Below are 25,270 nucleotides of genomic sequence, written 5' to 3'. Positions count from 1 at the left end.
AATTATGATAACATGCACCCAAGATTTATGTAAAAAAAAACCAGCCCGTGGGCTGGTCAGCACTAAGAGTTTAAGCTTAGTCTTTGTTAACGTTAACTGCTTGTGGTCCACGATCACTTTCTTCGATATCGAAAGTAACTGATTGACCTTCTTCAAGAGTCTTATAGCCTTCACCGTTGATAGCGGAGAAATGTACGAATACATCACTACCATCTTCGCGAGTAATAAAACCATAACCTTTTTCAGCGTTAAACCATTTTACTGTTCCATGTTCCATGTGAACATCCTCCTCAAAACACTTTTTGCATTTCTTTGTGGCCGATATGGAAGTTAGTTACACATGAACCATCGAACCATAACCATTCAAAAACACGTCTTTATATTAACATGCTAACAAAAGATAATCAATCAAGTTTTGCTAAATTTATTAAATTTATTTTAATATGGAAAGCATACTTTAAACAGCGCTTTGCGCTCCTAGATCCTAACAAGAACCACTTCTTCACATTAAGAAACCAGCAATCAAAAAATTAAAAAATCTAGTAAAGTGAATAATATTCTTATCCAAATTGTCGTAGTGCCACTTGTTTAAATATTCGCCAAAAATTGAGTATTAAGCGATTTTTGTTCAATCATTTTCATATATGACAACAAAAAAAGTAGCCGTAGCTACTTTAATTAAGATGCGGGTAAGAAGACTCGAACTTCCACGGAGATAATTCTCCACAAGATCCTTAGTCTTGCGCGTCTGCCAATTCCGCCATGCCCGCAAAAACAATACTTATTCATCATAATATGAATGGGCAAATTTTGCAAGCAACTGCGGCAAAAATAAATTAGCATCAATTAACACAAATCTTTTATTTTTATGAGGCAACTGGCATCTAACTCCAATTGGGAGCTGGAACAAAAAATTTTAACCTAAGCGCTGTAAACACTTAGCAATCTCAGCCGTTGCTTGGTCTTGATCTTGTTCAGACTGTTGAAATTGATCCAAGTCCACCGTACGATTATCTTTCATACTATCAATCATTTGCTGACAAGCTTGAACATAAGCTTGATAGGCTTGAACTAAATTCATATGAATGCCCATAAAACGTGCTGGAGCTCTTAAATCGGCTAATTGTTGGGTTAATTGAGCATATTCATCAGTTCCATGCTGAAAATCACCCTGAATTGCCAAGTAATGAGCGGATTGCATTTGCTCTAATTCGTTTTTTTGCAAAGCCGTTTTAATTTCTTGAAACTTAGGATTCAACTCTTCTTGAATTTCCTGCGTCCGTTGTAAAACATCATTTAACGTTTGTGCATACTTGATCGCCCGCTGTTGTGCTTTATTAACCATGTCTTTGCCTCCTTAAAATTGATCAAAAACTGTATACGGCAACTGCCGCTTATGAGCAGTCTTCAAATACCAGTTTTCAATCTTTTGGGCCGCTGCTGCTGTGACTTCTTTGCCTTCCAAATAATCATCAATCTCTTGATACGTTACCCCCAAAGCAACTTCATCAGCTAAACCTGGCCGACCATCCTCTAAATCAGCCGTCGGGGTTTTAGTATATAAATTGGCCGGGGCTTGCAAGTATTGCAATAATTGACGGCCTTGGCGCTTATTTAACCTAAATAAAGGCGTAACATCGGCGGCGCCATCACCGTATTTAGTATAAAAACCCGTAATATTTTCCGCGGCGTGATCGGTTCCCACTACAACGCCCTTAGTTTCACCAGCAATCGCATATTGTACAATCATGCGTTGACGCGCTTTAATATTGCCCTTATTGAAATCACTAATGGCTAAGCCATTAGGTGTGATACTAGCCACGACTGCATCTACCGCTGGCTTAATATCCACCCGGTAAGTCTTATCCGGTTGAATAAAATCTAAAGCCTGTAAAGCATCTGATTCATCAGCTTGTTGCCCATAAGGCAAACGAACGGCAATAAATTGGTAACTAGATTGGGGTTGTTCTGCTCGTAATTCACTAACAGCTAACTGGGCTAAGCGACCTGTTAAAGTCGAATCTTGACCACCAGAAATTCCTAACACTAATGTTTTTAATTGATTTTTTTGTAAAAAATGCTTTAAAAAGTCCACACTCCGCCGTACTTCTTGTTCAGGATCAATCTGGGGCGCAACTTTTTCAAAAGCAATAATTTCTTTTTGTAATGGACGCAATCTTAAAACCTCATTTCTCAAATACAATTACTTTAACACAGTTTGATAAATTTCACTGATTGTTTGAGCCAAACGTTCGTTAGAAAAATTGGCAGCACAATATTCATAATATTTCTGGCCCAAAGCGCGTAATTCATCTTTTTGCCACAAGTCATGAGCTTGAATTAACGCCTGTTTTAGGCTTTCAAAATCATTAATAGGGGTAATCCACCCCAGACCCGGTTGAACAGCTTGCGCATCCGAACCAGCATCACTAGCGACCACGGGTAAACCATTATTAGCTGCTTCTAGTAAAACTAGTGGAAAGCCTTCCGATAATGATGGTAGGACAAATAAGTCCGCGTTTTGGTAATACTGCTCTGTCTTGTCTTGAAAGCCAATAAACTCGACTTTTTGTGCCAAATCTAGTTCTTGTACTAAGTGTTCCAATTGGGGCCGCGAAGTTCCATCGCCCACTAGCTTTAAGCGCCAGTCAAAATCTAGCTCTGCTAAAACTTTTAAGAGTAATTGTTGGTTTTTCACAGGCACCAAACGAGCGACATTCAATAGCGTAAACGGATCTTGTCGCGTCGTTTGGGGCGCTTTTTCGCGAAAATACATTGTATTAAAGACCGGCTTGATTTTGTCTGAGGCAATCCCCACTTGTTCTAAAATTGGCTTAAATTTAGCAGTTACTGGCATCAATAGCTCAGCTTTTTTCAAGGCCCGTAAATTTAAAGAAGTCATTAACTTCCCCTTGAAATTGTCAGCAAAATCCACATAAGGATCACTATGAACCGTAATGATCCACTTCGCATGCACATGTTTATAAATCAAACTCATTAAAAAATTAGCCCGGGGGCCATGCGTATTCACAATATCAATTTGATTATCATTAATGAACTTCTTGAGACGCCCGAGCACCCGCAAATCCAACTGCCCATCTTGGTTCATAATAGTAGTGGGAATTTGCCATTCATTTGCTAGATCAGAAACTGGACCCCGTTCAAAAACTAAGAGCTGCGAATCAATATCTCGTTGATTCAAGCCCCGTAGAATATTAATAATAATCGTTCGTCCGCCGCCATTTTCATTCCCGGCGTTCACGTGTAAAGTTTTCATAAATTAAATCCTCACAATAAATTGTTAAACAAATCTAGTTATCGTAAACTAAAGGTATTAAAAAAGGAGTTTAGAAAAATTGCTAAAACAAATTAAAATCTTAGATTTGCCTTTTATTAGTACTACTAATCAAAATTTTATAAAGTTACTCCAGCAACGTATCACTAATCATCAAAATACCTTTATTGTTACTGCTAACCCTGAGATTGCAGTTTATGCTTACGATCATCCAGAATATCGCAAATTAATTCAAACAGCCGACTACATCACTCCTGATGGTATCGGGATTATTAAAGCAGGACAAATGATGCATCAACCACTCTCCGAACGAATTACTGGCTTTGATACACTTACTAGTTTACTAGAAATTGCCAATAAATGTAGCCTAAAAGTATATTTATTAGGTGCTAAACCCGAAATTATTACTAAAACCGTCCAAAATATTCACCAAAAATATCCCCAACTAAAACTTGTCGGATCACATGACGGGTATTTTCAAGATGAACAACCCATTGTCCAAGAAATAAAACAAACTAAACCTGATATCGTGGCTGTCGCTTTAGGATTTCCCAAACAGGAAGAATTTATTTATCGCCACCGCCAACTGACGCCTGCAATTTGGATTGGCGTGGGAGGCAGTTTTGACGTCTTATCTGGAACGGTCAAACGCGCCCCGCAATTAATTCAAAACTGGCACTTAGAATGGCTCTATCGCTTATTAAGCCATCCTAGTCGTTTTAAACGTTTCTTAGCTTTACCGCGCTTTTTAAAATTAGTTAAGAAACAACATTAACCCTAAAAATCTTTGAGTAGTTCCGCACTTAATAGTGTCCTAATAATATCTTTTTAATTTTTGTAACAGCATCATTACCTTTCAAATTACGCCAACGACGCAAAAAAATTCCGTTCCTAAATTAATTTTTAAGAACGGAATTTTTGATTACTTAGAAAAAGTTTTAGCTTTAAGGAAACATAACTTTAGTTTTTCGAGAAGCTAGATGTTGTGGTTTGGGTTTTTGTAAGACAAACAACAAGTATGCTGTGACCCAACCAAAATACATGCTAACTCCGGGCGCATTGAGAACATGCCCTGAAAAGATTGACATAAAAATTCCCAAGCCAAAGGCCACAAAATATAATAAATTGGTTTGAATTTTTGGTTGGAAAAAGTAACGGCAGAATTCAAACAATAAATAGAAGATAATGCCGACTAACGGCAAAATGGTAATCACAAAACCAATAATTCCAAATTGGAAGAAGAAGTCTAACCAATCCATCTCCACAGTTCGCGGATGCTTACGATAATTACCCCCGTAGCCCATCCCAAATAATTTTTGGGCCAAGGCAGATTTTTTATATTCATAACTATTTAGGCGATAATAATTGGTCCGGCCGCTTAATAACTTCGCTAGTAGCGGATTACTTAATTCCTTATTTTGCAATAAGAAACGCTCGTAATGATCCATATGCTTTCTGTGCTTTTTATCAGACAACATTTTCTTTTTATTTTGTTGATTTTCGCGAATAATTCGATTTTGAATCACACTATTATCATGAACTGGTGAATGCGGATAAATTGCTAAAACTCCCCCCAATAAAACGGCAATTAGAACCGTATTAATGATATTGACAGCTTTTTTTTCATGCGTCACAAAGATTCGTATTAACTGCAAACAGAAAGCCGAAATGAGCGCTAAAATCATCCCATAGAAACAGCTTTTCGTTCCGAGCATTGTAATAGAATTGACGGATAGAATCACGCCGCCAAAGTACCAATAATTATGCTGCTGCTGAGATTTTTCTAGCGCATATAGCAAAACAATCGGAAAGGCAATTGCCAAAATTGCACTTAACTCATTGCCAGCATTAAACCAACCACTCGTTCCTAGTTTTCCCTGGGGATAGGTATGAAAAGCCGTGTTGGTCATAACTGCTACAATCATGACCACGTTAATCATCATTTGTGCCCAATAAACAAAAACCGGCACCGAACGCTTTAATTGCTGTGCTGATAAATTCTTAAACGCGTAGTACATGCCCAAAATAATAATTAAGTAATGCAGACTTTTAAAACACGCCGAAATTTCTGTAAACCACGAAAAAGCGGGCTTATTGAAATAATTAACCACCAAATTAATCACAACTAATACTAATAATAGTCCTAAGAACCACGGCACATAACGATCCAGCCAATCATCACGCTGGTGCGCAACTTTTAAAATAAAGCCAACAATTAAAACTAGCATAATTGCACGAATCGCTACGCCCAGTGTCAAACTAAAGTTAGGCAATACTTTCATTTGCCAACCGGTAATCACATCCAAAATTGGTTGTATTAAAAAATAAATCATTAAATACCAACTAAAACGTTGAATTGAACTAGATTTCACAATAATTCTCCATTATCTTTTATCTTTCTAAATAAAACTCAAAGCGCTCACCCACATACTGTGAACGAACATATTCAAACGGTTGCTCATCATCTAAGAAGGTAACCTGCCGTAATCTTAGCACAGGAGCACCCCGCTTGACCTTTAAAAGCTCAGCTACTTTTTCTGAGGCTAACATTGCTGACACATTCTGTTGAGCATGTCCGAGCTTTAAGCCCTTTTGCTCTAAAGCGTGATACAGCGATTGTGTAATTTGCTGTTGACTTAAATCCCGAACGAGATTCCACGGTACAGTAGTGATTTCAAAACAAATGGGCACGCCATCGGCTAAGCGAATGCGTTCCATTCGTAAAACATCAATTTTATCGGCTAATTGTAAATGCTCTTTCTCACTGAGCGTTGGTTCGGCAAGATGATAGGAGACGACGCGACTAGCCGGCTTTTTGCCCTGTGATTTCATAATATCTGTAAAACTAGTCGTTCCGGACATTTTTTCTTGAACTTTTTGACTAGCAACATAAGTCCCAGAACCAACCTTACGTGACAAGATTCCTTCATCAACCAAGGTCTGAATGGCTTGCCGTGCGGTCATGCGACTCACAGCAAAATGCTGTGCTAACCAGCGCTCTGACGGAATTCTTTGGCCTACTTGCCACTTTCCTTGGGCAATCTCGGATTTCATTTGGTTATGAATCTGAACATAAATTGGTACTTCGGACACGGAGATTACCCCCCTCAAATTAAAAATAAAAAAAGACTGAAACCAACGTTTCAGTCAATTATTGGGTTAGCTGGATTCGAACCAGCGCATAATGGAGTCAAAGTCCATTGCCTTACCACTTGGCTATAACCCAATCAATGGAAGGGAGTGGATTCGAACCACCGAACCCGAAGGAGCGGATTTACAGTCCGCCGCGTTTAGCCAGACTTCGCTACCCTTCCAACATATCAATAGGACATTAAATATAATAACCAATTTTGTTCCATTTTGCAAGAGGTTATAACAAATTTTTTATTTTTCTATTGATAACTTCCGAAACATTCCACGAATATTATACCAATAATTCTTTTAAAAAACGAAAAAAGTTCACCAAAAGGTGAACTTTTATTAATTGATTCCGGACATTAATTTTTTGATTTTTGGTGTAAAGAAAATCAAGAGAATAGCAAAGGCAATTGCTACTAACCCCGTTACACCAAAGTAAGCCATTTCGTGGTGTGGATAAAATCTAACTAATTGGGAATTAATAGCTTGTCCCGCAGCATCTGCTAAGAACCACATACTCATCATTTCGGATGAGAAAGCTTTGGGCGCCAATTTAGTCGTAACTGAAAGACCAATTGGTGAGATTAACATTTCACCAATTTCTACAATGCCCCAGCTCAAAACTAACCATAATGGATTAACTTTGCCGTGTGAACCGCCCATTAACGGTAGAACCAAAACTAAATAGGAAATACCGGTAAAGACTAAGCCTAACCAGAACTTAGTCGGTGACGAAGGCTGCTTTTTACCTAGTTTAGTCCAAAGTGAAGCAAATAATGGTGTATAGATAATAATAAAGAATGGATTTAACATTTGGAACCAGCTTGGATTCAATTCAAAGCTCCCCAAATGCAATTGCGTATTATTAGCAACAAACAAGCCCAAAATAGAAGAACCTTGCTCTTCAATGGCCCAGAAGATTACCGCAGCGATAAATAAGCCAATATAAGCATAAACGCGCGATTTTTCAATCTTAGTCACCTTTTTACTACTTAAAATAATAATAAAGTATGCAATTGGTAAAATAATGCCAAAAATACTGATTAAACTAATAAAGTTCTGTAAACTAGCTAACTTCATGACCATCATTAATAAAACAATAACGACAATTGCTATGACAAAGACAATGACCTTTTTATAAAGTTTACTTTTTTCAGCATCAGTAATAGGATCAGTGGGTTTCAACGTTTCTGCTGGTAAATATTTCTTTCCTTGAATATAATACGTGATTAAACCAAAGAACATCCCAATCGCAGCTAGTGAAAAGCCAACATGGAAGTTAAAACTCTTCCAAGCTTGACTAACCACTGCGGGCGCAATTAAGGAACCTAAGTTAATTCCCATGACAAAAATACTAAATCCAGCATCACGGCGGTTATCCTCAGCACTATATAAATCACCGACCATGTCCGAAACATTGGGTTTTAACAAACCAGTACCAATTGTAATGAACAAAATCGACAAGTATAACGTGGTAGAACCTAGCGGCAACGACAAGAAGATATGACCAAACATGATCAAAACCCCGCCCCAAAAGACGGTTCGCCGACTACCTAGAATACGATCACTAATATAACCTCCTAAAACACTGGTCATATAAACCAATGACCCGTAAATAGACATAATGGACGCAGCAGTTTCTTGCTTAAAGCCTAAGCCACCGAGCTTGATCGCATAGTACATGTAGTACAACAGAATTGCCCGCATGCCATAATAACTAAATCGTTCCCAAAATTCAGTCATAAATAGGGTCTTTAACCCCATAGGCTGACCAAAGAACGTCTTTTCCTTTTTTGTATCCATAAATATTCTCCCTAAATATTAAACAATGCCCTAACATTTTAATCTTTCTAATAGATAATGTCAAAAAACAATGCCCAATTTAGCGATTCCAGCCCAAACTAGTAAATAAACAATCTTTTTTGCGACAATTAGAAACATAAGGATTACCCGCAACAAAAAAACGTAAAGGTTTTTGTGCCCAATTACCACGTTGACTAACATTAATCCGCGCAGAAGTTTTAATAATTTTGGGCGTTTTAATTCGTTGATCACTTAAACTCAGCGTCTTGAAACTCAAGGGGGTTTGGTTTAAATCACGCGACGTAATTCCTAACGCTTGGGTCAACTTAGCAGGTCCATTCGTTAAATTAGTCGTCGTTGTCTGTTGCCGTAGTTCTCGCATAATAGTTAACCCCTTGGTCGGTTGCAGAGCCCGAATCAAAATACTTTCTGGTTGTCCTGACATTTGAACAACAATGTCCAATAAGTAATGTCCGCGCTGTGAATGAATATAAATGGTTCCTGGATCTTGATAAAGTGCTTGATTAGCGCGAGAATGATGACCACGATATGCATGTGAAGCAGAATCCGGCGTACCTAAATATGCTTCTGTCTCAACAATCAAACCAGCAGTTAAACCATAGGCAGAGTGATACTGTAATTCATGTCCTAACAAATCTTGAGCTAATTGAATCGTTGATTGACTGGTTAAAAATGCTGTAATTGAACTCATAAGAACCTCCTTTCTAAATACTTTATGGTAAAATTAAAAACATTAGCTCTATTTTCACAATGGTTAAACAGAACTAATATTATTAAGTCTTGCAATTTAATATCCAATTAAATTATTGAGCTAAAAAAACAAATTCGTCAACTAATTTGCGTTAAGAAAGGAAGAAAAAATGATTATCAAATTCACGGACGATTTAAATGATCAAATTTATCAAGATAGTTTAGTTTTAAGAAAAACAGTTTTTATTCAAGAACAACATGTTCCGGCTGATCTAGAAATTGATCAGGATGAAGCAAATTGTCAATATTATGTAGGTTACGATGAACATAACGACCAGCCAATTGCCACAGCGCGCGTTTTAAAAGGAACGCCAACCCAATGGCATATTCAACGAGTTGCTGTTCGCCAAAATTTTCGGCATCAAGGATTTGCCAGTCAAATAATGCAGATGATTGAACAACACGCTCAAACGCAAGGAATTAAAACTCTCGTCTTAAATGCGCAAGATCAAGCTCAAAATTTTTATACTAATTTAGGATATCAGGTCGAAGGCAATCAATTTTTAGATGCTGGTATCAAACACCATAAAATGGTTAAAGCTGTTTAATCAAATAAATATGGACAAAATAAAAAACGCTATAACTTAATATAACGTTTTTTATTTTGTTTATAATAATACTGCCAGCTGCAGGATTCGAACCTGTGACCCTCGGTTTACGATACCGATGCTCTACCAACTGAGCTAAGCTGGCGAACAATCCGAAACTAATAAAAAAAGCCGGTTAAACATCCGACTATAACTCCGGTTGTCAGACTCGAACTGACGACACCCTGATTAACAGTCAGATGCTCTACCAACTGAGCTAAACCGGAATAAGAGCAGCATGGCAACGACCTATCCTCGCAGGTAGTTTCCCACCAACTACTTTCGGCGCTGAGAAGCTTAACTTCTGTGTTCGGCATGATTCCAGGTGTTTCCTCCTCGCTATCGCCACCACACTTGCTCTCTTCTTACCTTCTGAAAGAACCTTAGTCCTCTCAAAACTGAATATTATGTTCTTACTCGACACCCTTGGTTAAGCCCTCGACCGATTAGTATTGCTCAGCTCCATGTATCACTACACTTCCACTCGCAACCTATCTACCTCATCTTCTTTGAGGGGTCTTACTTCATTACTGAATGGGAAATCTCATCTTGAGGTGGGTTTCACACTTAGATGCTTTCAGCGTTTATCCCTTCCATACTTAGCTACCCAGCTATGCCTTTGGCAAGACAACTGGTACACCAGTGGTATGTCCATCCCGGTCCTCTCGTACTAAGGACAGATCCTCTCAAATTTCCTACGCCCGCGACGGATAGGGACCGAACTGTCTCACGACGTTCTGAACCCAGCTCGCGTACCGCTTTAATGGGCGAACAGCCCAACCCTTGGGACCGACTACAGCCCCAGGATGCGATGAGCCGACATCGAGGTGCCAAACCTCCCCGTCGATGTGAACTCTTGGGGGAGATAAGCCTGTTATCCCCAGGGTAGCTTTTGTCCGTTGAGCGATGGCCCTTCCATACGGTGCCACCGGATCATTAAGCCCGACTTTCGTCCCTGCTCGACTTGTCTGTCTCGCAGTCAAGCTCCCTTCTACCTTTACACTCTACGAATGATTTCCAACCATTCTGAGGGAACCTTTGGGCGCCTCCGTTACTGTTTAGGAGGCGACCGCCCCAGTCAAACTGCCCACCTGACACTGTCTCCCGCCGTGCTTCAACGGCGCGGGTTAGAGCTTTCATATAACAAGGGTAGTATCCCACCAGCGCCTCCTTCGATACTAGCGTACCGATCTCTACGGCTCCTACCTATCCTGTACATGTTACACAAAAACTCAATATCAAGCTACAGTAAAGCTCCATGGGGTCTTTCCGTCCTGTCGCGGGTAACCTGCATCTTCACGGGTATTATAATTTCACCGAGTCTATCGTTGAGACAGTGCCCAAATCATTACGCCTTTCGTGCGGGTCGGAACTTACCCGACAAGGAATTTCGCTACCTTAGGACCGTTATAGTTACGGCCGCCGTTTACTGGGGCTTCAATTCTGGGCTTCGACCGAAGTCTAACTCATCCTCTTAACCTTCCAGCACCGGGCAGGCGTCAGCCCCTATACGTCATCTTACGATTTTGCAGAGACCTGTGTTTTTGATAAACAGTTGTTTGGGCCTTTTCACTGCGGCTGGCTCTTACACCAGCACCCCTTCTTCCAAAGTTACGGGGCTATTTTGCCGAGTTCCTTAACGATAGTTCTCTCGCTCACCTTAGGATTCTCTCCTTGACTACCTGTGTCGGTTTGCGGTACGGGTATTCAGTGTCTCACTAGAAGCTTTTCTCGGCAGTGTGACTATTGTGCTTCGCTACTTTAATTTCGCTCCCTATCACAACTCATCCTTCGCGGTTATAAGCATTTGACTCATATCCAGACTCGCTGCTTAGACATGCTTTTCCAGCTGCATGCTCACAATTCATCTCCTGCGTCCCTCCATCGTTCAAACAACACTGAACAGTACAGGAATCTCAACCTGTTTTCCATCGATTACGCCTCTCGGCCTCATCTTAGGTCCCGACTAACCCTGGGCGGACGAGCCTTCCCCAGGAAACCTTAGTCATCCGGTGGACCAGATTCTCACTGGTCTTTCGCTACTCATACCGGCATTCTCACTTCTAAGCTCTCCACCAGTCCTCTCGATCTGGCTTCTTCGTGCTTACAACGCTCTCCTACCACGTACATCTTTCGATGCACATCCACAGTTTCGGTACCATACTTAGCCCCGGTACATTTTCGGCGCAGAACCACTCGACTAGTGAGCTATTACGCACTCTTTAAATGAGTTGCTGCTTCTAAGCCAACATCCTAGTTGTCTGTGCAGTTCCACTTCCTTTTCCACTTAGTATGGATTTTGGGACCTTAACTGGTGATCTGGGCTGTTCCCCTTTCGACGATGGATCTTATCACTCACCGTCTGACTCCCGGAGAAAGATCTTTGGCATTCGGAGTTTATCTGAATTCAGTAACCCATGTTGGGCCCCTAGTCCAAACAGTGCTCTACCTCCAAGATCCTCTTCTCCGAGGCTAGCCCTAAAGCTATTTCGGAGAGAACCAGCTATCTCCAAGTTCGTTTGGAATTTCACCGCTACCCACACCTCATCCCCGCAATTTTCAACTTACGTGGGTTCGGTCCTCCAGTGCGTTTTACCGCACCTTCAACCTGGACATGGGTAGGTCACTTGGTTTCGGGTCTACGACTACGTACTCTCTTTCGCCCTATTCAGACTCGCTTTCGCTACGGCTCCGTCTTCTCAACTTAACCTCGCACGCAATCGTAACTCGCCGGTTCATTCTACAAAAGGCACGCCATCACTCTTTAACGAGCTCTGACTACTTGTAGGCACACGGTTTCAGGATCTATTTCACTCCCCTTCCGGGGTGCTTTTCACCTTTCCCTCACGGTACTTGTTCTCTATCGGTCACTAGGGAGTATTTAGCCTTGGGAGATGGTCCTCCCTGCTTCCGACGGGGTTTCACGTGCCCCGCCGTACTCAGGATACTGGTAGAGTGTCTCTGATTTCGCCTACTAGACTATCACTATCTCTGGTTCAGCTTCCCAACTGATTCAGCTATCTTCGACTATCTCACGTCCCAGTCCTACAACCCCAAAGAGCATGCTCTCTGGTTTGGGCTCTTTCCGTTTCGCTCGCCGCTACTCAGGAAATCGATTTTTCTTTCTCTTCCTATGGCTACTTAGATGTTTCAGTTCACCATGTCTTCCTCACTTACAACTTTCGTCGCAGTGTGACTAAGCTTTACCTTAGCCGGGTTCCCCCATTCGGATATCTCCGGATCTTCGTTTACTTACAACTCCCCGGAGCATTTCGCTGTTCGTTGCGTCCTTCTTCGGCTCCTAGTACCTAGGCATCCACCGTGCGCCCTTATTATCTTAACCTTATTTACTACTGTTTCTTACTTTCTTCGAATCTCTCGATTCTCGGTGTCTTTCTTCTCATAATATTCAGTTTTCAAAGTACTAATGTCCTTGACAGTTTCCTGTCAATGGAGGTTAACGGGATCGAACCGATGACCTCCTGCTTGCAAAGCAGGTGCTCTCCCAGCTGAGCTAAACCCCCGTACTATTTCTATGGGCCTAAATGGACTTGAACCATCGACCTCACGCTTATCAGGCGTGCGCTCTAACCAGCTGAGCTATAGGCCCGATTTCTTTCGCGCTTGTCTCTTGGTGCCCTGAGAGTAGACCTCTCAAAACTAAACAAAGTTTCTTGCCAACTGCTTTCCGTTTATTTTTCCTTAGAAAGGAGGTGATCCAGCCGCAGGTTCTCCTACGGCTACCTTGTTACGACTTCACCCTAATCATTTGTCCTACCTTAGACGGCTAGCTCCCCGAAGGGTTACCCCACCGGCTTTGGGTATTACAAACTCTCATGGTGTGACGGGCGGTGTGTACAAGGCCCGAGAACGTATTCACCGTGGCATGCTGATCCACGATTACTAGCGATTCCAACTTCATACAGGCGAGTTGCAGCCTGCAATCCGAACTGAGAATGGTTTTTAGAGTTCTGCTTGCCCTCACGAGTTCGCTTCTCGTTGTACCATCCATTGTAGCACGTGTGTAGCCCAGGTCATAAGGGGCATGATGATTTGACGTCGTCCCCACCTTCCTCCGGTTTGTCACCGGCAGTCTCACTAGAGTGCCCAACTTAATGCTGGCAACTAGTAACAAGGGTTGCGCTCGTTGCGGGACTTAACCCAACATCTCACGACACGAGCTGACGACAACCATGCACCACCTGTCTTCCTGTCCCCGAAGGGAACCCTGTATCTCTACAGCTTTCAGGAGATGTCAAGACCTGGTAAGGTTCTTCGCGTTGCTTCGAATTAAACCACATGCTCCACCGCTTGTGCGGGCCCCCGTCAATTCCTTTGAGTTTCAACCTTGCGGTCGTACTCCCCAGGCGGAGTGCTTAATGCGTTAGCTGCAGCACTGAGAGGCGGAAACCTCCCAACACTTAGCACTCATCGTTTACGGCATGGACTACCAGGGTATCTAATCCTGTTCGCTACCCATGCTTTCGAGCCTCAGCGTCAGTTACAGACCAGAGAGCCGCCTTCGCCACTGGTGTTCTTCCATATATCTACGCATTTCACCGCTACACATGGAGTTCCACTCTCCTCTTCTGCACTCAAGTTTGACAGTTTCCGATGCACTTCCTCAGTTAAGCTGAGGGCTTTCACATTCAGACTTTTCAAACCGCCTGCGCTCCCTTTACGCCCAATAAATCCGGACAACGCTTGCCACCTACGTATTACCGCGGCTGCTGGCACGTAGTTAGCCGTGACTTTCTGGTTGAATACCGTCACTACTTGAGCAGTTACTCTCAAGCACGTTCTTCTTCAACAACAGGATTTTACGATCCGAAAACCTTCTTCATCCACGCGGCGTTGCTCCATCAGACTTTCGTCCATTGTGGAAGATTCCCTACTGCTGCCTCCCGTAGGAGTTTGGGCCGTGTCTCAGTCCCAATGTGGCCGATTACCCTCTCAGGTCGGCTACGTATCATCGCCTTGGTGGGCCTTTACCTCACCAACTAGCTAATACGCCGCAGGTCCATCCTTTAGTGACAGCCGAAACCGTCTTTCATTCCTTAATCATGTGATTAAGCACTTTATGCGGTATTAGCAACTGTTTCCAATTGTTATCCCCCGCTAAAGGGCAGGTTACCTACGTGTTACTCACCCATCCGCCGCTCGCGTCCATATCTTCCTACCCGAAGGTATTCCGTTACTTCTGCTCGCTCGACTTGCATGTATTAGGCACGCCGCCAGCGTTCGTCCTGAGCCAGGATCAAACTCTCATTTTTTGTTAGTTTGTTGACTCAGACTTAGAACTCTAACGTTCTTTGTCTTCTTTATTACTTTTAAATTGACAGGTTCTTTTTCAAGAACCCAGCACTTGGCTTTTAAAGAAACTTTGTTCAGTTTTCAAAGATCTACTTAACTTTTTGTTGATTACCACTTGATTAAGCGGCTTATTTAGTTTATCATCTTATCATGAGCTTGTCAACTGTTTTTTTTATTTGCTTAACAGTGACGCGCATGACTCATTGACAACAGAAAATATATTATCAACTTTTTTACCCTTTTGCAACCCCTTTGCCCATCTTTTTTTATTCTTTTTTGCTACATATTGCTCTATTCCTTGGTATGACTGCTTTTTTACGATATAAAAAAATCCTAAAAAAAGATATTTCATCTTCTCTTAGGATTCAATTGCCTACATATTACTTAGTAATTTTAGTTTTACCATTCATATATGGAACTAAAACTTTAGGAATATCGACACTACCGTCAGCATTTTGATAATTTTCTAAAATGGCCGCCACTGCTCGACCAACTGCAAGTCCGGAACCATTTAAGGTGTGAACAAATTGTAACTTACCATTTTTATCACGATAACGAATTTGTGAGCGCCGTGCTTGAAAATCTGTACAATTAGAACAACTCGAAATTTCCCGATACATATTTTGCTGGGGCATCCAAACTTCTAAATCATACGTCTTTGCAGAACTAAAACTAGCATCACCACTGGACAAAGTAATGACATGATATGGTAATTCCAACTTCTGTAAAATATTTTCCGCATTTGCGGTTAATTTTTCTAATTCATCCCAAGAATCTTCCGGCTTAACATATTTAACCATTTCCACCTTGTTAAATTGGTGCATGCGAATCAAACCGCGGGTATCACGGCCAGCAGAACCGGCTTCAGAACGAAAACATGGTGTCAAAGCCGTAAGATAAGTTGGTAATTGGTCTTCACTCAAAATTTCGCCACGATAATAGTTAGTTAGGGGAACTTCAGCAGTAGGAATTAAAGTCAATGGCCGTTCTTCATCAACAATGGTATAAACGTCTTCTTTAAACTTAGGAAACTGACTAGTACCAAACATGGAATCACTATTGACCAAATAAGGTGGAATAACTTCTGTATAACCATCTTTTTGATGCTCATCTAACATAAAGTTGTATAACGCCCGTTCTAATTGCGCACCGGCACCTAAATAATAGACAAAGCGGCTACCTGAAACTTTCGCAGCCCGTTCAAAATCCAAAATTCCCAATTGTTCACCAATATCCCAATGAGCTTGGGCTTCAAAGTCAAAGTGCGGAATTTCGCCCCACTTACGAACTTCCACATTGGCAGACTCATCTTTGCCAACAGGCACTGAATCATCGGGAAAGTTGGGCAAGCGGACTAAAATATAATCCGTTTGGTCATTAAGCTTTGCTAATTGCTCATCCAAATTTTTAATTTGCGCGCCAACTTCTTTCATGGCAGCAATCGCGGCAGTAGCATCTTGCTTTTGTCGCTTAGTTTGAGCAATTTGCTTCGAAACTTCGTTGCGCTTAGCTTTCAAATCTTCAGTTTGCGCCATCACTTGGCGGCGCTTAACATCTAAGTCTAGTAAATGATCAATCTCTTCCCCTGCAATATTTCTCTCAGCTAACTTTTTTTTCGCCCAATCAGGATTATTGCGAATCACTTTTAAATCTAACATAATTTCCTCCTTTAAATAAAAAAGAGTTGTCTTCATCCCCATTAAAGGGACGAATCAACTCTTCATCGCGGTACCACCCAATTTTAGTGTTTCACACTACGCTCTAACAGCTATAACGGGGCTGACCGTATAATTTATTCATTATCCGTTTGAAACGATATTGGAACACCAACTGCTAACTCTCAGCACTGCACTAGCTCTCTGTAAAGTCGGTAAGATATCTACGTTATCTAGGTTGATAGTAATATAACTAACATTAAAAGGCAAGTTTTATTTGGAGATCTTTTTCTCCGTCCAAATATCCCGAATTAAACTTATCAACTGGCCATATTGGGCACTATTAGCATCATGTTCCCACTTAAAGATATAAATGTCATGTTGTGTAGGATCTAACGTATAATGACTCGAAGTCGTCACAATCAAATCTGCATCATTAGGATCTTGAACTAATTGCACGTAAGGCAAACTATCAATTGTTTCTACCATATCAAAACGGTATAACTGATTTTCTTCAATACTGAGGTAGACTTGAACTGCAAAATGATCAGAAAACATGACCACGACTCGAAGCAAAATCTTGTAAACCGCATTGGTCAGCAAATTAACTTTATCTTGAAAATCTTGAAATTCATTTTGTTCAAATAAATGCTGTAAAATATTCCGGATGGTCTTCTTAAACTCTGGCAAATCAATACTGGATAGCCCTGATTTTTCTCCCGTGTAGACTTCTACCATTTGGTAATAGCTATTACCAAATGCCAAGCCCCCGATTAAGACCCGCATCAAGGCAATGCGATAGAGCTTAACAATTTCATCGGATAAATTAAATTGTCGCTGAATATTATAAGGCATCGATTGTAAGAATGCCCCCACAAAGTCGTAAATCTTAGTATCATACTCTTGAATATGGTCAAGAATTTCATCGGCTTTTTCATTACCACAAGGAACAATGGATAATGAACAGTTAACCAAATTATACATATTATAAGATTCATTCATTAAACGGGCGGGCGTCAAATCTCGATAGTACTGAATGATTTTAGCAAAGTCACTGTCCGCAAATCGTTCATAACTATCTTCGGTCATGAAGCTTTCATAAACATTCAGATTTGGATAACGTACCCAGTCGATTTTCGCATTGCGTTCCACAAAATGGCCATGATAAATCCGTAAGCAATTGACAGTGGCATAAATTTGATAAACCCGAAAAGTCATCGGATTCGGTTGCGCTACTACTTGAAAAGCCTCCAAGCCTTGATTGACGAGCCACTCGCTTTCTTCCTCAGAAATAGTCTTAAAAGGCCAAGCAAATCCCCGCGTTGCTTCCCAAAACATTGCGGATATTGCTAATCTAACATCTGTTTCTTCCCCGACAAAGCGCATCTTTTCATAAGTAATTCGTACGTTAAAAGTTTTCAAAAATAAACGCATCGGTTTTAAATGGCGCAAAGCAGTTGCTTTACTATTGCCACACTCTTGATAAAAATCATCAAATGACTGACAAGTATCTTCCAAAATCGCCATCATAAAGTTGTAAGCATCCGAATGGGAAACTAAAAAAAAGTGATACTGATCATTGTCAACAGAAAAAATTTCTTCGATTGTTGGATCATCTTTCCCCAATAATTCCTTCATATCTTGAATAATACCATCGTAAGTATTATAGATACTGCCGTAACTTTTATTCATTTGTGCAGCTGCTTGGCGAAAATTAATATCTTTAATATCAAAATCTAGACTTTGATGAGCTTTGAGATCATCGCGATAAGAAATCTCCATAATCTTTAATTGTCTGACCCGCTCAAACAAGCGTAACTTCTCCATATCAGAAACTGACAAAAATAAGTCTTGTTCTTTTTCCAATGTGATACCCCCCATTAATTAATTTCATTACTTAAGATTTAAGCATTTAAAATTAACAAATAATAATCATTATATAATAAATATTATAATGTACAACCAATTTTAATGTAATCCAAGATAACACAGATTTCAACTATTATTACTAAAAACAATCAATAAAAAATAATTTAAAACAGATTTTTATAAAAAATGTTCTATACAAAAAAGGGACATGAAACATGTCCTTTTTCATTTATTAAGTTAAATTAACACGAGAAGTTTACGCTTGTGTCGTAGGATTACCACCATTGAGTGTCCAAGTTAACGTTGCTTTAAAATTACCAGCAACTTGCCCATTCTGACTTGGAGTTACTAACTGCGCTCCTGTTAAGAATAAGCCCCAATAACCTAAACCGGTCCCCTTTTGTGCCGTAAATAAAGTGGTTGTCGTATTAGGATCATTGATATCATCACTCGGATAAACCCAAGGATAATTCTGCGAACCCGTTAAAGTATTCAAACCAGTAATTCCTGATGAGCTCGAATCAAAATCTTGCGCTAAGGAAAAATTATCGGCACTATCTACATTGGCTTGTACAACTTTAGCACTAGTAAAATCTAGCGACGAAATGGGCTGCACTTGTTCATCAGGAGCAACACTCGTGTCGGTATTATGAAATTTAGAGCAAGAAACACTCAAATTCCAACCGCCACTCTCAGCCCCCCGAGTATCAGTCACAATAATCGTATTATCTAGCATCGGTTTAGCTTCGGTTTGTCCGGCTTGGATTACTGGTCGATATTTCCAGATGCTTTTGGTAAATACATATTGCGTACCAAAATTTGGAAAACCAACATTCTCGGGATTAGGAACTCGTAAATCCAGCTTACCTGGCGCAAAGCCAACATTTGCTGAGCTGTTGGCTTCTACTGCGCCTGAATTAGCATCCGCCGGTCGATTAACGACATTCGCATCATCCGCAGCCATAGTGGGAGTACTAAAGATGAAGATGGCAGCAATTAAACTTATTAATAAAACATTAAATCTTGCTACTTTCAAGTTATCCCCCCCATAACTATTTAGTTGCTTGATTTTGTCCTCGCTTATAGAACCAATAGAATAATACGCCAATCAATAGTAAAACAATGACAATAATCGTAATAATTAATGGCCAATAATTACGTTTTGTATTCGGATTATTGCGATTCAACCGGTTAGCATCCGCTGGCGAAATCGTAAAGTTCTTCTTGAAATACCAACTCTTACCTGAAGTATTAATCCGCACGCGAGCTTGGTAATTACCAGCTTTCATCGGCTTATTACCCCAGCTAACTGGAAAGTTGAAGTTAGAATTCGGCGCAAAATTCATTTGCTTTTGACTATTCTGGAAGAGTAGTTTGTTACTCCTAGCCGGATAAATCTTCGCCTTGACCCGCATATCATTATTAGTAATGTACTTAGGTTCAAAGTTTTGCAAATTAATATTCACAGCAGGCTGAATGCCTAATAAAGTCGGCCGAACCCGAACTAAGCGCAGATCTGGTTGCACTTTATCAACATTACCAACTTTAAACAATGTGCTAACTGAATAAGAATAGTTATTAGTTAAACTCATGCCTTTAGACTTCTTATGATGCATCTTATGGTTAATAGTTGGTGAATAGATATAAAAACTACCCAACAGTACACCATTAAACTTGGGTGCGTGCACATTGATGGTTTCTGAAACCGTCTGAGAGCCCTTAGCTGGAATCGTAACTTTTTGCTTAACTGGACCCATTTTGGTCCAGTCATACTTCAAACTAGAGTCACGAACACTAGTTACATTAGCATAATTGATCTGACCCTGATTAGTCGTCCCAGCAACCGTCGGTTTTACTACCACGTCAATGGGATATTTTTTACTATTAGTAATCTTTAAGTTTAGTGGATAACTCTTACCAGATTCCACATTTAACAAAAAGTAATCCGATTGTGCAGCACCTTGACTGCCCTCAGGTTCAACGGAAAAACCAGCTGCACCAGTAATTGCCGCTGATACGGGATGAATAATAAAGAAACTACCTATTAAAGCCATTAAAAAAATCAATGGACGTAATAATTTTCGCAAAATCGTATCCTCTAAACTAGAAGTTTTTAGTTATTAATACTATGCGCCGGCGCCGCCTGCTGGAGCTGGTGTTGTCGTCGGATCAATAGACAGATTCCAATTAACCGTGGCAGTATAATTACTACTAGGATCAACTTTAGATACGTTATTTGCATCTAATAGCAATCTTACAGAAGCTGGATCTCTAAAATCAAATCCAGTTACGCCAAATCGTTTTGAACCAGAAACCAGAGCAAGCGTAGTATCTCCAGAAATATCTCCCTTAGCCATAGGAGTAAGTGGTTTAGCTGGATTGTTACTATCAATAGTATAAACATCATTATTAGAATAACTATAAGTGGACTGATCTAAATTCAACATACTAAATGCAGACGTATCAGCTTTATTATTAATTCCCAAAGGGATTTCAACGCCAGTATCAGTAGAAGAAGTTTTAAATTTATCTACAGATACATTCAAAGTCCACGGATTAACATTACCATTACCAGATGCATTAGCAGTAGAACGATTATCAACAACAACAGCCAATCGATTAGCAGCTGAACCAGCCATATCAATTGCACCAGCTTTTGCAACTTTACCTGTACCAAAATTGAAGTTTGGTACTTGATATAAAGTCAAATCACCTGGTTTAAAGCCAACTGAAGCTTGAGAAGATCCTGAAGCAGATGAAGCAGCAGTAACAGTATTACCAGCACCGCTTACCAAAGTAGCATCAGCAGCACTAACAGTTTGTGCCAACATTGGAGCGGCAATAGCTAACAAAGAAGTAGCACAAATTCCCATACTCAATAATTTATTTAATTTCATAAAGAAGTCCCCCACCTTAAAAAAATCTTTACTTATTTACATCGAACTAATTATACAATAGATTTTTCAACAAAGCACTTAAATTCTTAAAAATAAATCAATTTTTTCAGCGCATCAAATGAGAAAGAGCCCATTTACCATGGACTCATGTCGCAAAAATCACTTGATAAAGTTTCGCAAGCACTACGCTTTTTGATAGAAAATATCAATCACTTGATCAGTAGTATCTGTAGTAACCGCCTGTTCAGCCACTGTATCTTGGCTGGCAGTATAGCCACTAACCTTTGGTACCATCACAGCATCCCAAGTATCACCGCGCCAAGTACCATAAACCCTGTCGCCTGTAACTGCATCTTGATAGATGTTACGTTTTAAAATTGCCACTTGGTTTTGACTCTTAACTTGTCCATCTGGATAATGGAAATTAATTGTTCGCGTAAGGGTCTTAGTTTCTAAGCTAGGTATAATCTGATGATCGACAGCAACTTGAATAATCTGCTGTCCTGAAGCATCAACCGTTACCGTTGTTTGTGGTTGATCGATAACTTCATAACCAGCTGGAGTATGATAATTAATATTTAAGATATCACCGACATAACCAGTTAACTGCTGCGTGTCAACTGCGTCACCGTCATACAAGTATTCAATTGTTACTGTTTGTTCAATTGGCGAGTAGTATATATCGATTGTTTGATCTTTAGTGTCACCAGCCACAGCTTGTTCAGATACCGCAGTTTGACTTGCCTGATAACCCGCAATTTCTGGCATAGCGTACAATGTCCAATTAGCTTTGGACCAATCACCGTAGGTCACCGTTCCATCTTCATTATCCTTAATATAACGTTGAATGGTAACAGTTTGTAATTCTGTATTAACTTGTCCATCTGGTTGAACACAATTGATCATGCCATAAAAAAATTATATATTGATTAATTACAATGTCAGTTGATCATAACCACACTAAAAAATCCATTCCTAAATAAGAATGGATTTTGTGTCTATATGAAACACTAATCTCAAATATTAAAGTTAAATACCTTTTCTATTTTTGTTTTCGCCCACGATTCTTGGCAAACTTAAACAACAACCACAAGAATAAGCCAAACAATAAGCAACCACAAATGACAATAGCAACAATCAATGGCCATTTGGTGCGCTTAATATTAGGATTTTGGCGATTCAATTGCCAAGCTTGCTTGGGACTAATCGTAAAATTATGTTGAAAATGAAAATTACGATTGCCCACGTTAACCTGTGCGCTATACTGATAATTACCCGCTTTAATAGGATTATTACCTAACGTAATGGCAATTGGCGCAATAGAATTGGCCGCTAAAGCGCCCTGAGGAATGTTCAAATGCTTGTCAAAGTTATTGGTTAATCCATGAACGCGAATGTCATAATTGACCGCTCCATTACCATAGTAGATAGGTCGTTGATTATGGATTTGCCCTACTACTTGCGGCTGTCCCGCATATGAACGCACACGCACCTTACCAAGGCGTAATTTGGGTTGTAACTTATCCACAGCCCCAACATTAGCTAACACACCAAAGGCCATTTGAAAATTATTAACCTGATTGTTATATTGCTTAGTCAACAAAGTCTGCACAACCGCTGAACCCGCAATTGAACCTTTAAAATGAGCTGGCGCTTTAATTTTTAAAGGTACAGCCTGTTCCTGATTGGCATTGAGCACTAAGTATTGCGTTTTTAAACCCAAGTCTGCCAAACTATATTGCCACGACCGATCCATCAACAAATGTTTATTTGATCCTAAACTCAGGCCTCCCTGTTCCGTGGTTTGTGCCGTTCCGCCAAAAATCTTTAATTGCACTGGTTGATTAGTCAAATTTTTTAAGTATAACGCAAACTTTGCGGACTTCTTAGGCTTTAAATCAACTTGTACGACACCACTACTAGCCGGCACTTGATTTTCTTTTGGAACTTGTAATTGCACCTGTACCGGTGAACCGGGATCAGCTTGTACCAGTTGCTTTTGAAAAAAAAGGCACCAACCACAGACCATGACTAGTGCACAAATTAATTGTTTAAAACGTAATTTATTTTTCATTTGGAAGCCTGACCAGTTGGTGTAAACTGCAAAGTCCAAGTAATTGGAGCAACGTACTTATCTTTTAAATTTTCTATCTTAGTAGTGGGAAAATCATTTAATTTAGCATAACTAGGATCGTTAAAATCTAAGCCATAATAATGAGAATCATAATTACTACCGGTTATATGCATGACCCTTTGCGAAGGATTAGGATCGGAGTCGCTACCATCCTTAGCTAACAAAATCAAACCATCAGGCTTTGAATTGTCTGCCGGAGTTGGTGGACCCTGTAAAGCACCAGATATTTTAGACGGAGTATAACCACTACCACTCCAATTTCCATAACTCGTTCGCTTGCCTACATTAGTAGATGGTAAATTAATTGACGGTATTGTCGGCGTAATCTTAGATAATTTAATCTGAGCAGAACCGGAAGTTTTATAAAAAGAACCCACTTTTACATCCACCTCCCATAGATTATGCACGCCAGAGCCAGCATTAGTATCATTGACCACTAAATACCGATTACCAGAAGAGGCCGTCATTTCAGCAGTAGTAGCACCGACTTTCATATTAAAATCAAAATTAGGAACTTCCATTAAGAAAATTGGCCGTGAAATCCGATCTTCTGCAAAATCAATGCCACCGAAAGATTGAAAGTCATGATTATTAGCACTATCAGTCGCTGCATCAGACGGATTTGCAGCAGCGCTATTAAAATCAATGCCACTATTAGCTCCTAAAGCTTGTCCAGGATCTACTCCTGACACGCCATCCAGCGCATTACCTGCTGCTTGAACATTCAACTCATTAACACTAGCACCTGCTACTGCTGCTAAAACTAAGCTGGTGAACATTACTGTCTTATAAGTATTCTTCATTTTAATCCCCCAAAATCGGCGCTACTTTTTCTTCGATAAATTCTGCCCATAAGCATAAACCCACCAAGAAATTAAGCCCATCAAAATCACCAAAAACAGTACTAAAATAATGATCACATTTCGATACTTGCGTTGTGCTCGTGGCAAAAAGTAATTTAACTTTTTAGACTGCTGTGGACTCAAAATAATATGGCGGTGAAATACATAATGTTGCTTATGATGATCCAATATATAAGTAACATTGTATGTTCCCGGCATCAAGCGACCCTTACGCCAAGGTAATAATAACTTAGTCTGCGAGTTAGGTGCAAAATTAACGTTTTTTAAAACCATGGTACAGTTCGCCCGTGAATAATTCTTTTTACTAATCTTAACTCGCAAGTGCCCCTTTAAAAAAGGATACGGCGCGGTATTTTTAATTGGTGTCTGTATCACCACCCGATTAGCCTGTGAAGTTAAAATTGGTGTCCCCACTTGAAAATGAGGTAATAAGATGGCATCATCTTGGCGCAAATTCAAACCATAACTAATATTGGCTGTTGAGATCGTTGCCGAACCTTGTTTACTCTTAACAGCCTGTTGTTCCTGTTGCTGGAAGTCAGTCTGTGACTGAAACAACAGCCCTCCCATAATAAGTCCGATTAACCGTTGCCGTGGCATTTTTAATGTTACGGACGTTTCGACTTCTTTTTTAGCTGGAACTTCCACACTCAAAGGAGTAACTAGTTTACGTAAATCAAACTGGGCCTTGGGTCCCGGCTTAGCATAGGGATTATCAATCATCAACTGTAAATCTGAATTAGTCTGAGCAGGAATTGGCTTGACCGTAATAACGTTGGACTGGTTAGTTAAATTGAGAATTTTAAACTTCAATTGATACGTTTGATTTGGCTGAACATGTAAGTACCAACCACCCTTAACTGAACCAATTTGATTTGTTAACTGCTCGGGTTCGACACTGAATGTGCCCCCCGCCGCGTGAACGATTTGACTTTTACCCAAACC

At 40.2% G+C, this 25,270-nt stretch carries 19 protein-coding genes, 7 tRNA genes and 3 rRNA genes; 2 read left to right on the top strand and 27 right to left on the bottom strand.

The window, feature by feature from the left end; all coding sequences use genetic code 11:
* Window positions 1-76 precede the first annotated feature (76 nt).
* The 5 genes from AC3B6B_RS08430 to AC3B6B_RS08410 all read right to left on the bottom strand — a co-directional run bounded on the left by AC3B6B_RS08430 (window position 77) and on the right by AC3B6B_RS08410 (window position 3,277).
* Complete coding sequence (locus tag AC3B6B_RS08430) at window positions 77-277, bottom strand: cold-shock protein (protein WP_489756232.1); 201 nt, start codon at window positions 275-277, stop codon at window positions 77-79.
* Between the two features lie 407 nt (window positions 278-684).
* Window positions 685-770, bottom strand: a tRNA-Leu gene (locus tag AC3B6B_RS08425).
* Window positions 771-916: 146 nt separating this feature from the next.
* Window positions 917-1,345 carry a hypothetical protein gene (locus AC3B6B_RS08420; protein ID WP_489758202.1) on the bottom strand — a complete coding sequence of 143 codons (429 nt, stop codon included), beginning with the start codon at window positions 1,343-1,345 and terminating at the stop codon, window positions 917-919.
* A 12-nt stretch (window positions 1,346-1,357) separates the two neighbouring features.
* A complete protein-coding gene (gene nadE / locus AC3B6B_RS08415; RefSeq protein WP_489758201.1) occupies window positions 1,358-2,176 on the bottom strand; it encodes an NAD(+) synthase in 819 nt (272 codons plus the stop codon).
* A gap of 27 nt (window positions 2,177-2,203) precedes the next feature.
* Complete coding sequence (locus AC3B6B_RS08410) at window positions 2,204-3,277, bottom strand: glycosyltransferase family 4 protein (RefSeq protein WP_489758200.1); 1,074 nt, start codon at window positions 3,275-3,277, stop codon at window positions 2,204-2,206.
* Between the two features lie 79 nt (window positions 3,278-3,356).
* Between AC3B6B_RS08410 and AC3B6B_RS08405 the strand changes: the two genes are divergently transcribed.
* Window positions 3,357-4,070: a WecB/TagA/CpsF family glycosyltransferase gene (locus tag AC3B6B_RS08405; RefSeq protein ID WP_489758199.1), complete on the top strand. Its 714-nt coding sequence runs from the start codon at window positions 3,357-3,359 to the stop codon at window positions 4,068-4,070.
* A 169-nt stretch (window positions 4,071-4,239) separates the two neighbouring features.
* On the opposite strand, the gene AC3B6B_RS08400 is transcribed toward AC3B6B_RS08405, so the two are convergent.
* The 6 genes from AC3B6B_RS08400 to AC3B6B_RS08375 form a co-directional block, all read right to left on the bottom strand.
* Window positions 4,240-5,667: an O-antigen ligase family protein gene (locus AC3B6B_RS08400; protein ID WP_489758198.1), complete on the bottom strand. Its 1,428-nt coding sequence runs from the start codon at window positions 5,665-5,667 to the stop codon at window positions 4,240-4,242.
* Window positions 5,668-5,686: 19 nt separating this feature from the next.
* Window positions 5,687-6,388: a GntR family transcriptional regulator gene (locus tag AC3B6B_RS08395; protein WP_489758197.1), complete on the bottom strand. Its 702-nt coding sequence runs from the start codon at window positions 6,386-6,388 to the stop codon at window positions 5,687-5,689.
* 61 nt (window positions 6,389-6,449) lie between these two features.
* Window positions 6,450-6,521 (bottom strand) — tRNA-Gln (locus AC3B6B_RS08390).
* Window positions 6,522-6,526: 5 nt separating this feature from the next.
* Window positions 6,527-6,609, bottom strand: a tRNA-Tyr gene (locus AC3B6B_RS08385).
* A gap of 166 nt (window positions 6,610-6,775) precedes the next feature.
* On the bottom strand, window positions 6,776-8,236 hold the full coding sequence (locus tag AC3B6B_RS08380) for a peptide MFS transporter (protein ID WP_489758196.1): 1,461 nt from the start codon (window positions 8,234-8,236) through the stop codon (window positions 6,776-6,778).
* A gap of 79 nt (window positions 8,237-8,315) precedes the next feature.
* Window positions 8,316-8,948 carry a DNA-3-methyladenine glycosylase gene (locus AC3B6B_RS08375; protein WP_489758195.1) on the bottom strand — a complete coding sequence of 211 codons (633 nt, stop codon included), beginning with the start codon at window positions 8,946-8,948 and terminating at the stop codon, window positions 8,316-8,318.
* Between the two features lie 169 nt (window positions 8,949-9,117).
* Here AC3B6B_RS08375 and AC3B6B_RS08370 point away from each other — a divergent pair, with 169 nt between their 5' ends.
* The gene (locus tag AC3B6B_RS08370) at window positions 9,118-9,555 is read left to right on the top strand and encodes a GNAT family N-acetyltransferase (RefSeq protein WP_489758194.1); all 438 of its coding nucleotides are present in this window, start codon (window positions 9,118-9,120) and stop codon (window positions 9,553-9,555) included.
* 72 nt (window positions 9,556-9,627) lie between these two features.
* Here AC3B6B_RS08370 and AC3B6B_RS08365 read toward each other — a convergent pair.
* The 16 genes from AC3B6B_RS08365 to AC3B6B_RS08290 form a co-directional block, all read right to left on the bottom strand.
* A tRNA-Thr gene (locus tag AC3B6B_RS08365) sits at window positions 9,628-9,700 on the bottom strand.
* 48 nt (window positions 9,701-9,748) lie between these two features.
* Window positions 9,749-9,821: transfer RNA gene (locus AC3B6B_RS08360), tRNA-Asn, on the bottom strand.
* Window positions 9,822-9,830: 9 nt separating this feature from the next.
* Window positions 9,831-9,947: ribosomal RNA gene (gene rrf / locus AC3B6B_RS08355) — 5S ribosomal RNA — on the bottom strand.
* Window positions 9,948-10,020: 73 nt separating this feature from the next.
* Window positions 10,021-12,937 (bottom strand): 23S ribosomal RNA (locus AC3B6B_RS08350).
* 108 nt (window positions 12,938-13,045) lie between these two features.
* Window positions 13,046-13,118, bottom strand: a tRNA-Ala gene (locus AC3B6B_RS08345).
* A gap of 12 nt (window positions 13,119-13,130) precedes the next feature.
* A tRNA-Ile gene (locus tag AC3B6B_RS08340) sits at window positions 13,131-13,204 on the bottom strand.
* A 96-nt stretch (window positions 13,205-13,300) separates the two neighbouring features.
* Window positions 13,301-14,867: ribosomal RNA gene (locus tag AC3B6B_RS08335) — 16S ribosomal RNA — on the bottom strand.
* Together the 16S, 23S and 5S rRNA genes with 4 tRNA genes alongside form the textbook arrangement of a ribosomal RNA operon.
* Before the next feature lie 420 nt (window positions 14,868-15,287).
* Window positions 15,288-16,565: a serine--tRNA ligase gene (serS, locus tag AC3B6B_RS08330; protein ID WP_489758193.1), complete on the bottom strand. Its 1,278-nt coding sequence runs from the start codon at window positions 16,563-16,565 to the stop codon at window positions 15,288-15,290.
* Window positions 16,566-16,835: 270 nt separating this feature from the next.
* Complete coding sequence (locus AC3B6B_RS08325) at window positions 16,836-18,428, bottom strand: helix-turn-helix domain-containing protein (protein WP_489758192.1); 1,593 nt, start codon at window positions 18,426-18,428, stop codon at window positions 16,836-16,838.
* Window positions 18,429-18,687: 259 nt separating this feature from the next.
* Window positions 18,688-19,467: a WxL domain-containing protein gene (locus AC3B6B_RS08320; protein WP_489758191.1), complete on the bottom strand. Its 780-nt coding sequence runs from the start codon at window positions 19,465-19,467 to the stop codon at window positions 18,688-18,690.
* Window positions 19,468-19,483: 16 nt separating this feature from the next.
* Window positions 19,484-20,518, bottom strand: a complete 1,035-nt coding sequence (locus tag AC3B6B_RS08315) for a DUF3324 domain-containing protein (RefSeq protein ID WP_489758190.1) — start codon at window positions 20,516-20,518, stop codon at window positions 19,484-19,486.
* Window positions 20,519-20,557: 39 nt separating this feature from the next.
* Window positions 20,558-21,328, bottom strand: coding sequence for a WxL domain-containing protein (locus tag AC3B6B_RS08310; RefSeq protein ID WP_489758189.1), 771 nt, complete (start codon window positions 21,326-21,328; stop codon window positions 20,558-20,560).
* A 183-nt stretch (window positions 21,329-21,511) separates the two neighbouring features.
* The gene (locus AC3B6B_RS08305) at window positions 21,512-22,234 is read right to left on the bottom strand and encodes a mucin-binding protein (RefSeq protein ID WP_489758188.1); all 723 of its coding nucleotides are present in this window, start codon (window positions 22,232-22,234) and stop codon (window positions 21,512-21,514) included.
* A gap of 136 nt (window positions 22,235-22,370) precedes the next feature.
* A complete protein-coding gene (locus AC3B6B_RS08300; protein ID WP_489758187.1) occupies window positions 22,371-23,402 on the bottom strand; it encodes a WxL protein host-binding domain-containing protein in 1,032 nt (343 codons plus the stop codon).
* On the bottom strand, window positions 23,399-24,265 hold the full coding sequence (locus AC3B6B_RS08295; RefSeq protein ID WP_489758186.1) for a hypothetical protein: 867 nt from the start codon (window positions 24,263-24,265) through the stop codon (window positions 23,399-23,401). The genes AC3B6B_RS08300 and AC3B6B_RS08295 overlap by 4 nt, the downstream gene beginning before the upstream one ends.
* A gap of 21 nt (window positions 24,266-24,286) precedes the next feature.
* Window positions 24,287-25,267, bottom strand: a complete 981-nt coding sequence (locus AC3B6B_RS08290; protein WP_489758185.1) for a WxL protein peptidoglycan domain-containing protein — start codon at window positions 25,265-25,267, stop codon at window positions 24,287-24,289.
* Window positions 25,268-25,270: the final 3 nt, after the last annotated feature.

The sequence above is a fragment of the Bombilactobacillus sp. ESL1197 genome (genome assembly GCF_058107145.1).
Note: the sequence above shows the minus strand (reverse complement) of the source record. Positions and strands in the feature narration are given on the sequence as shown.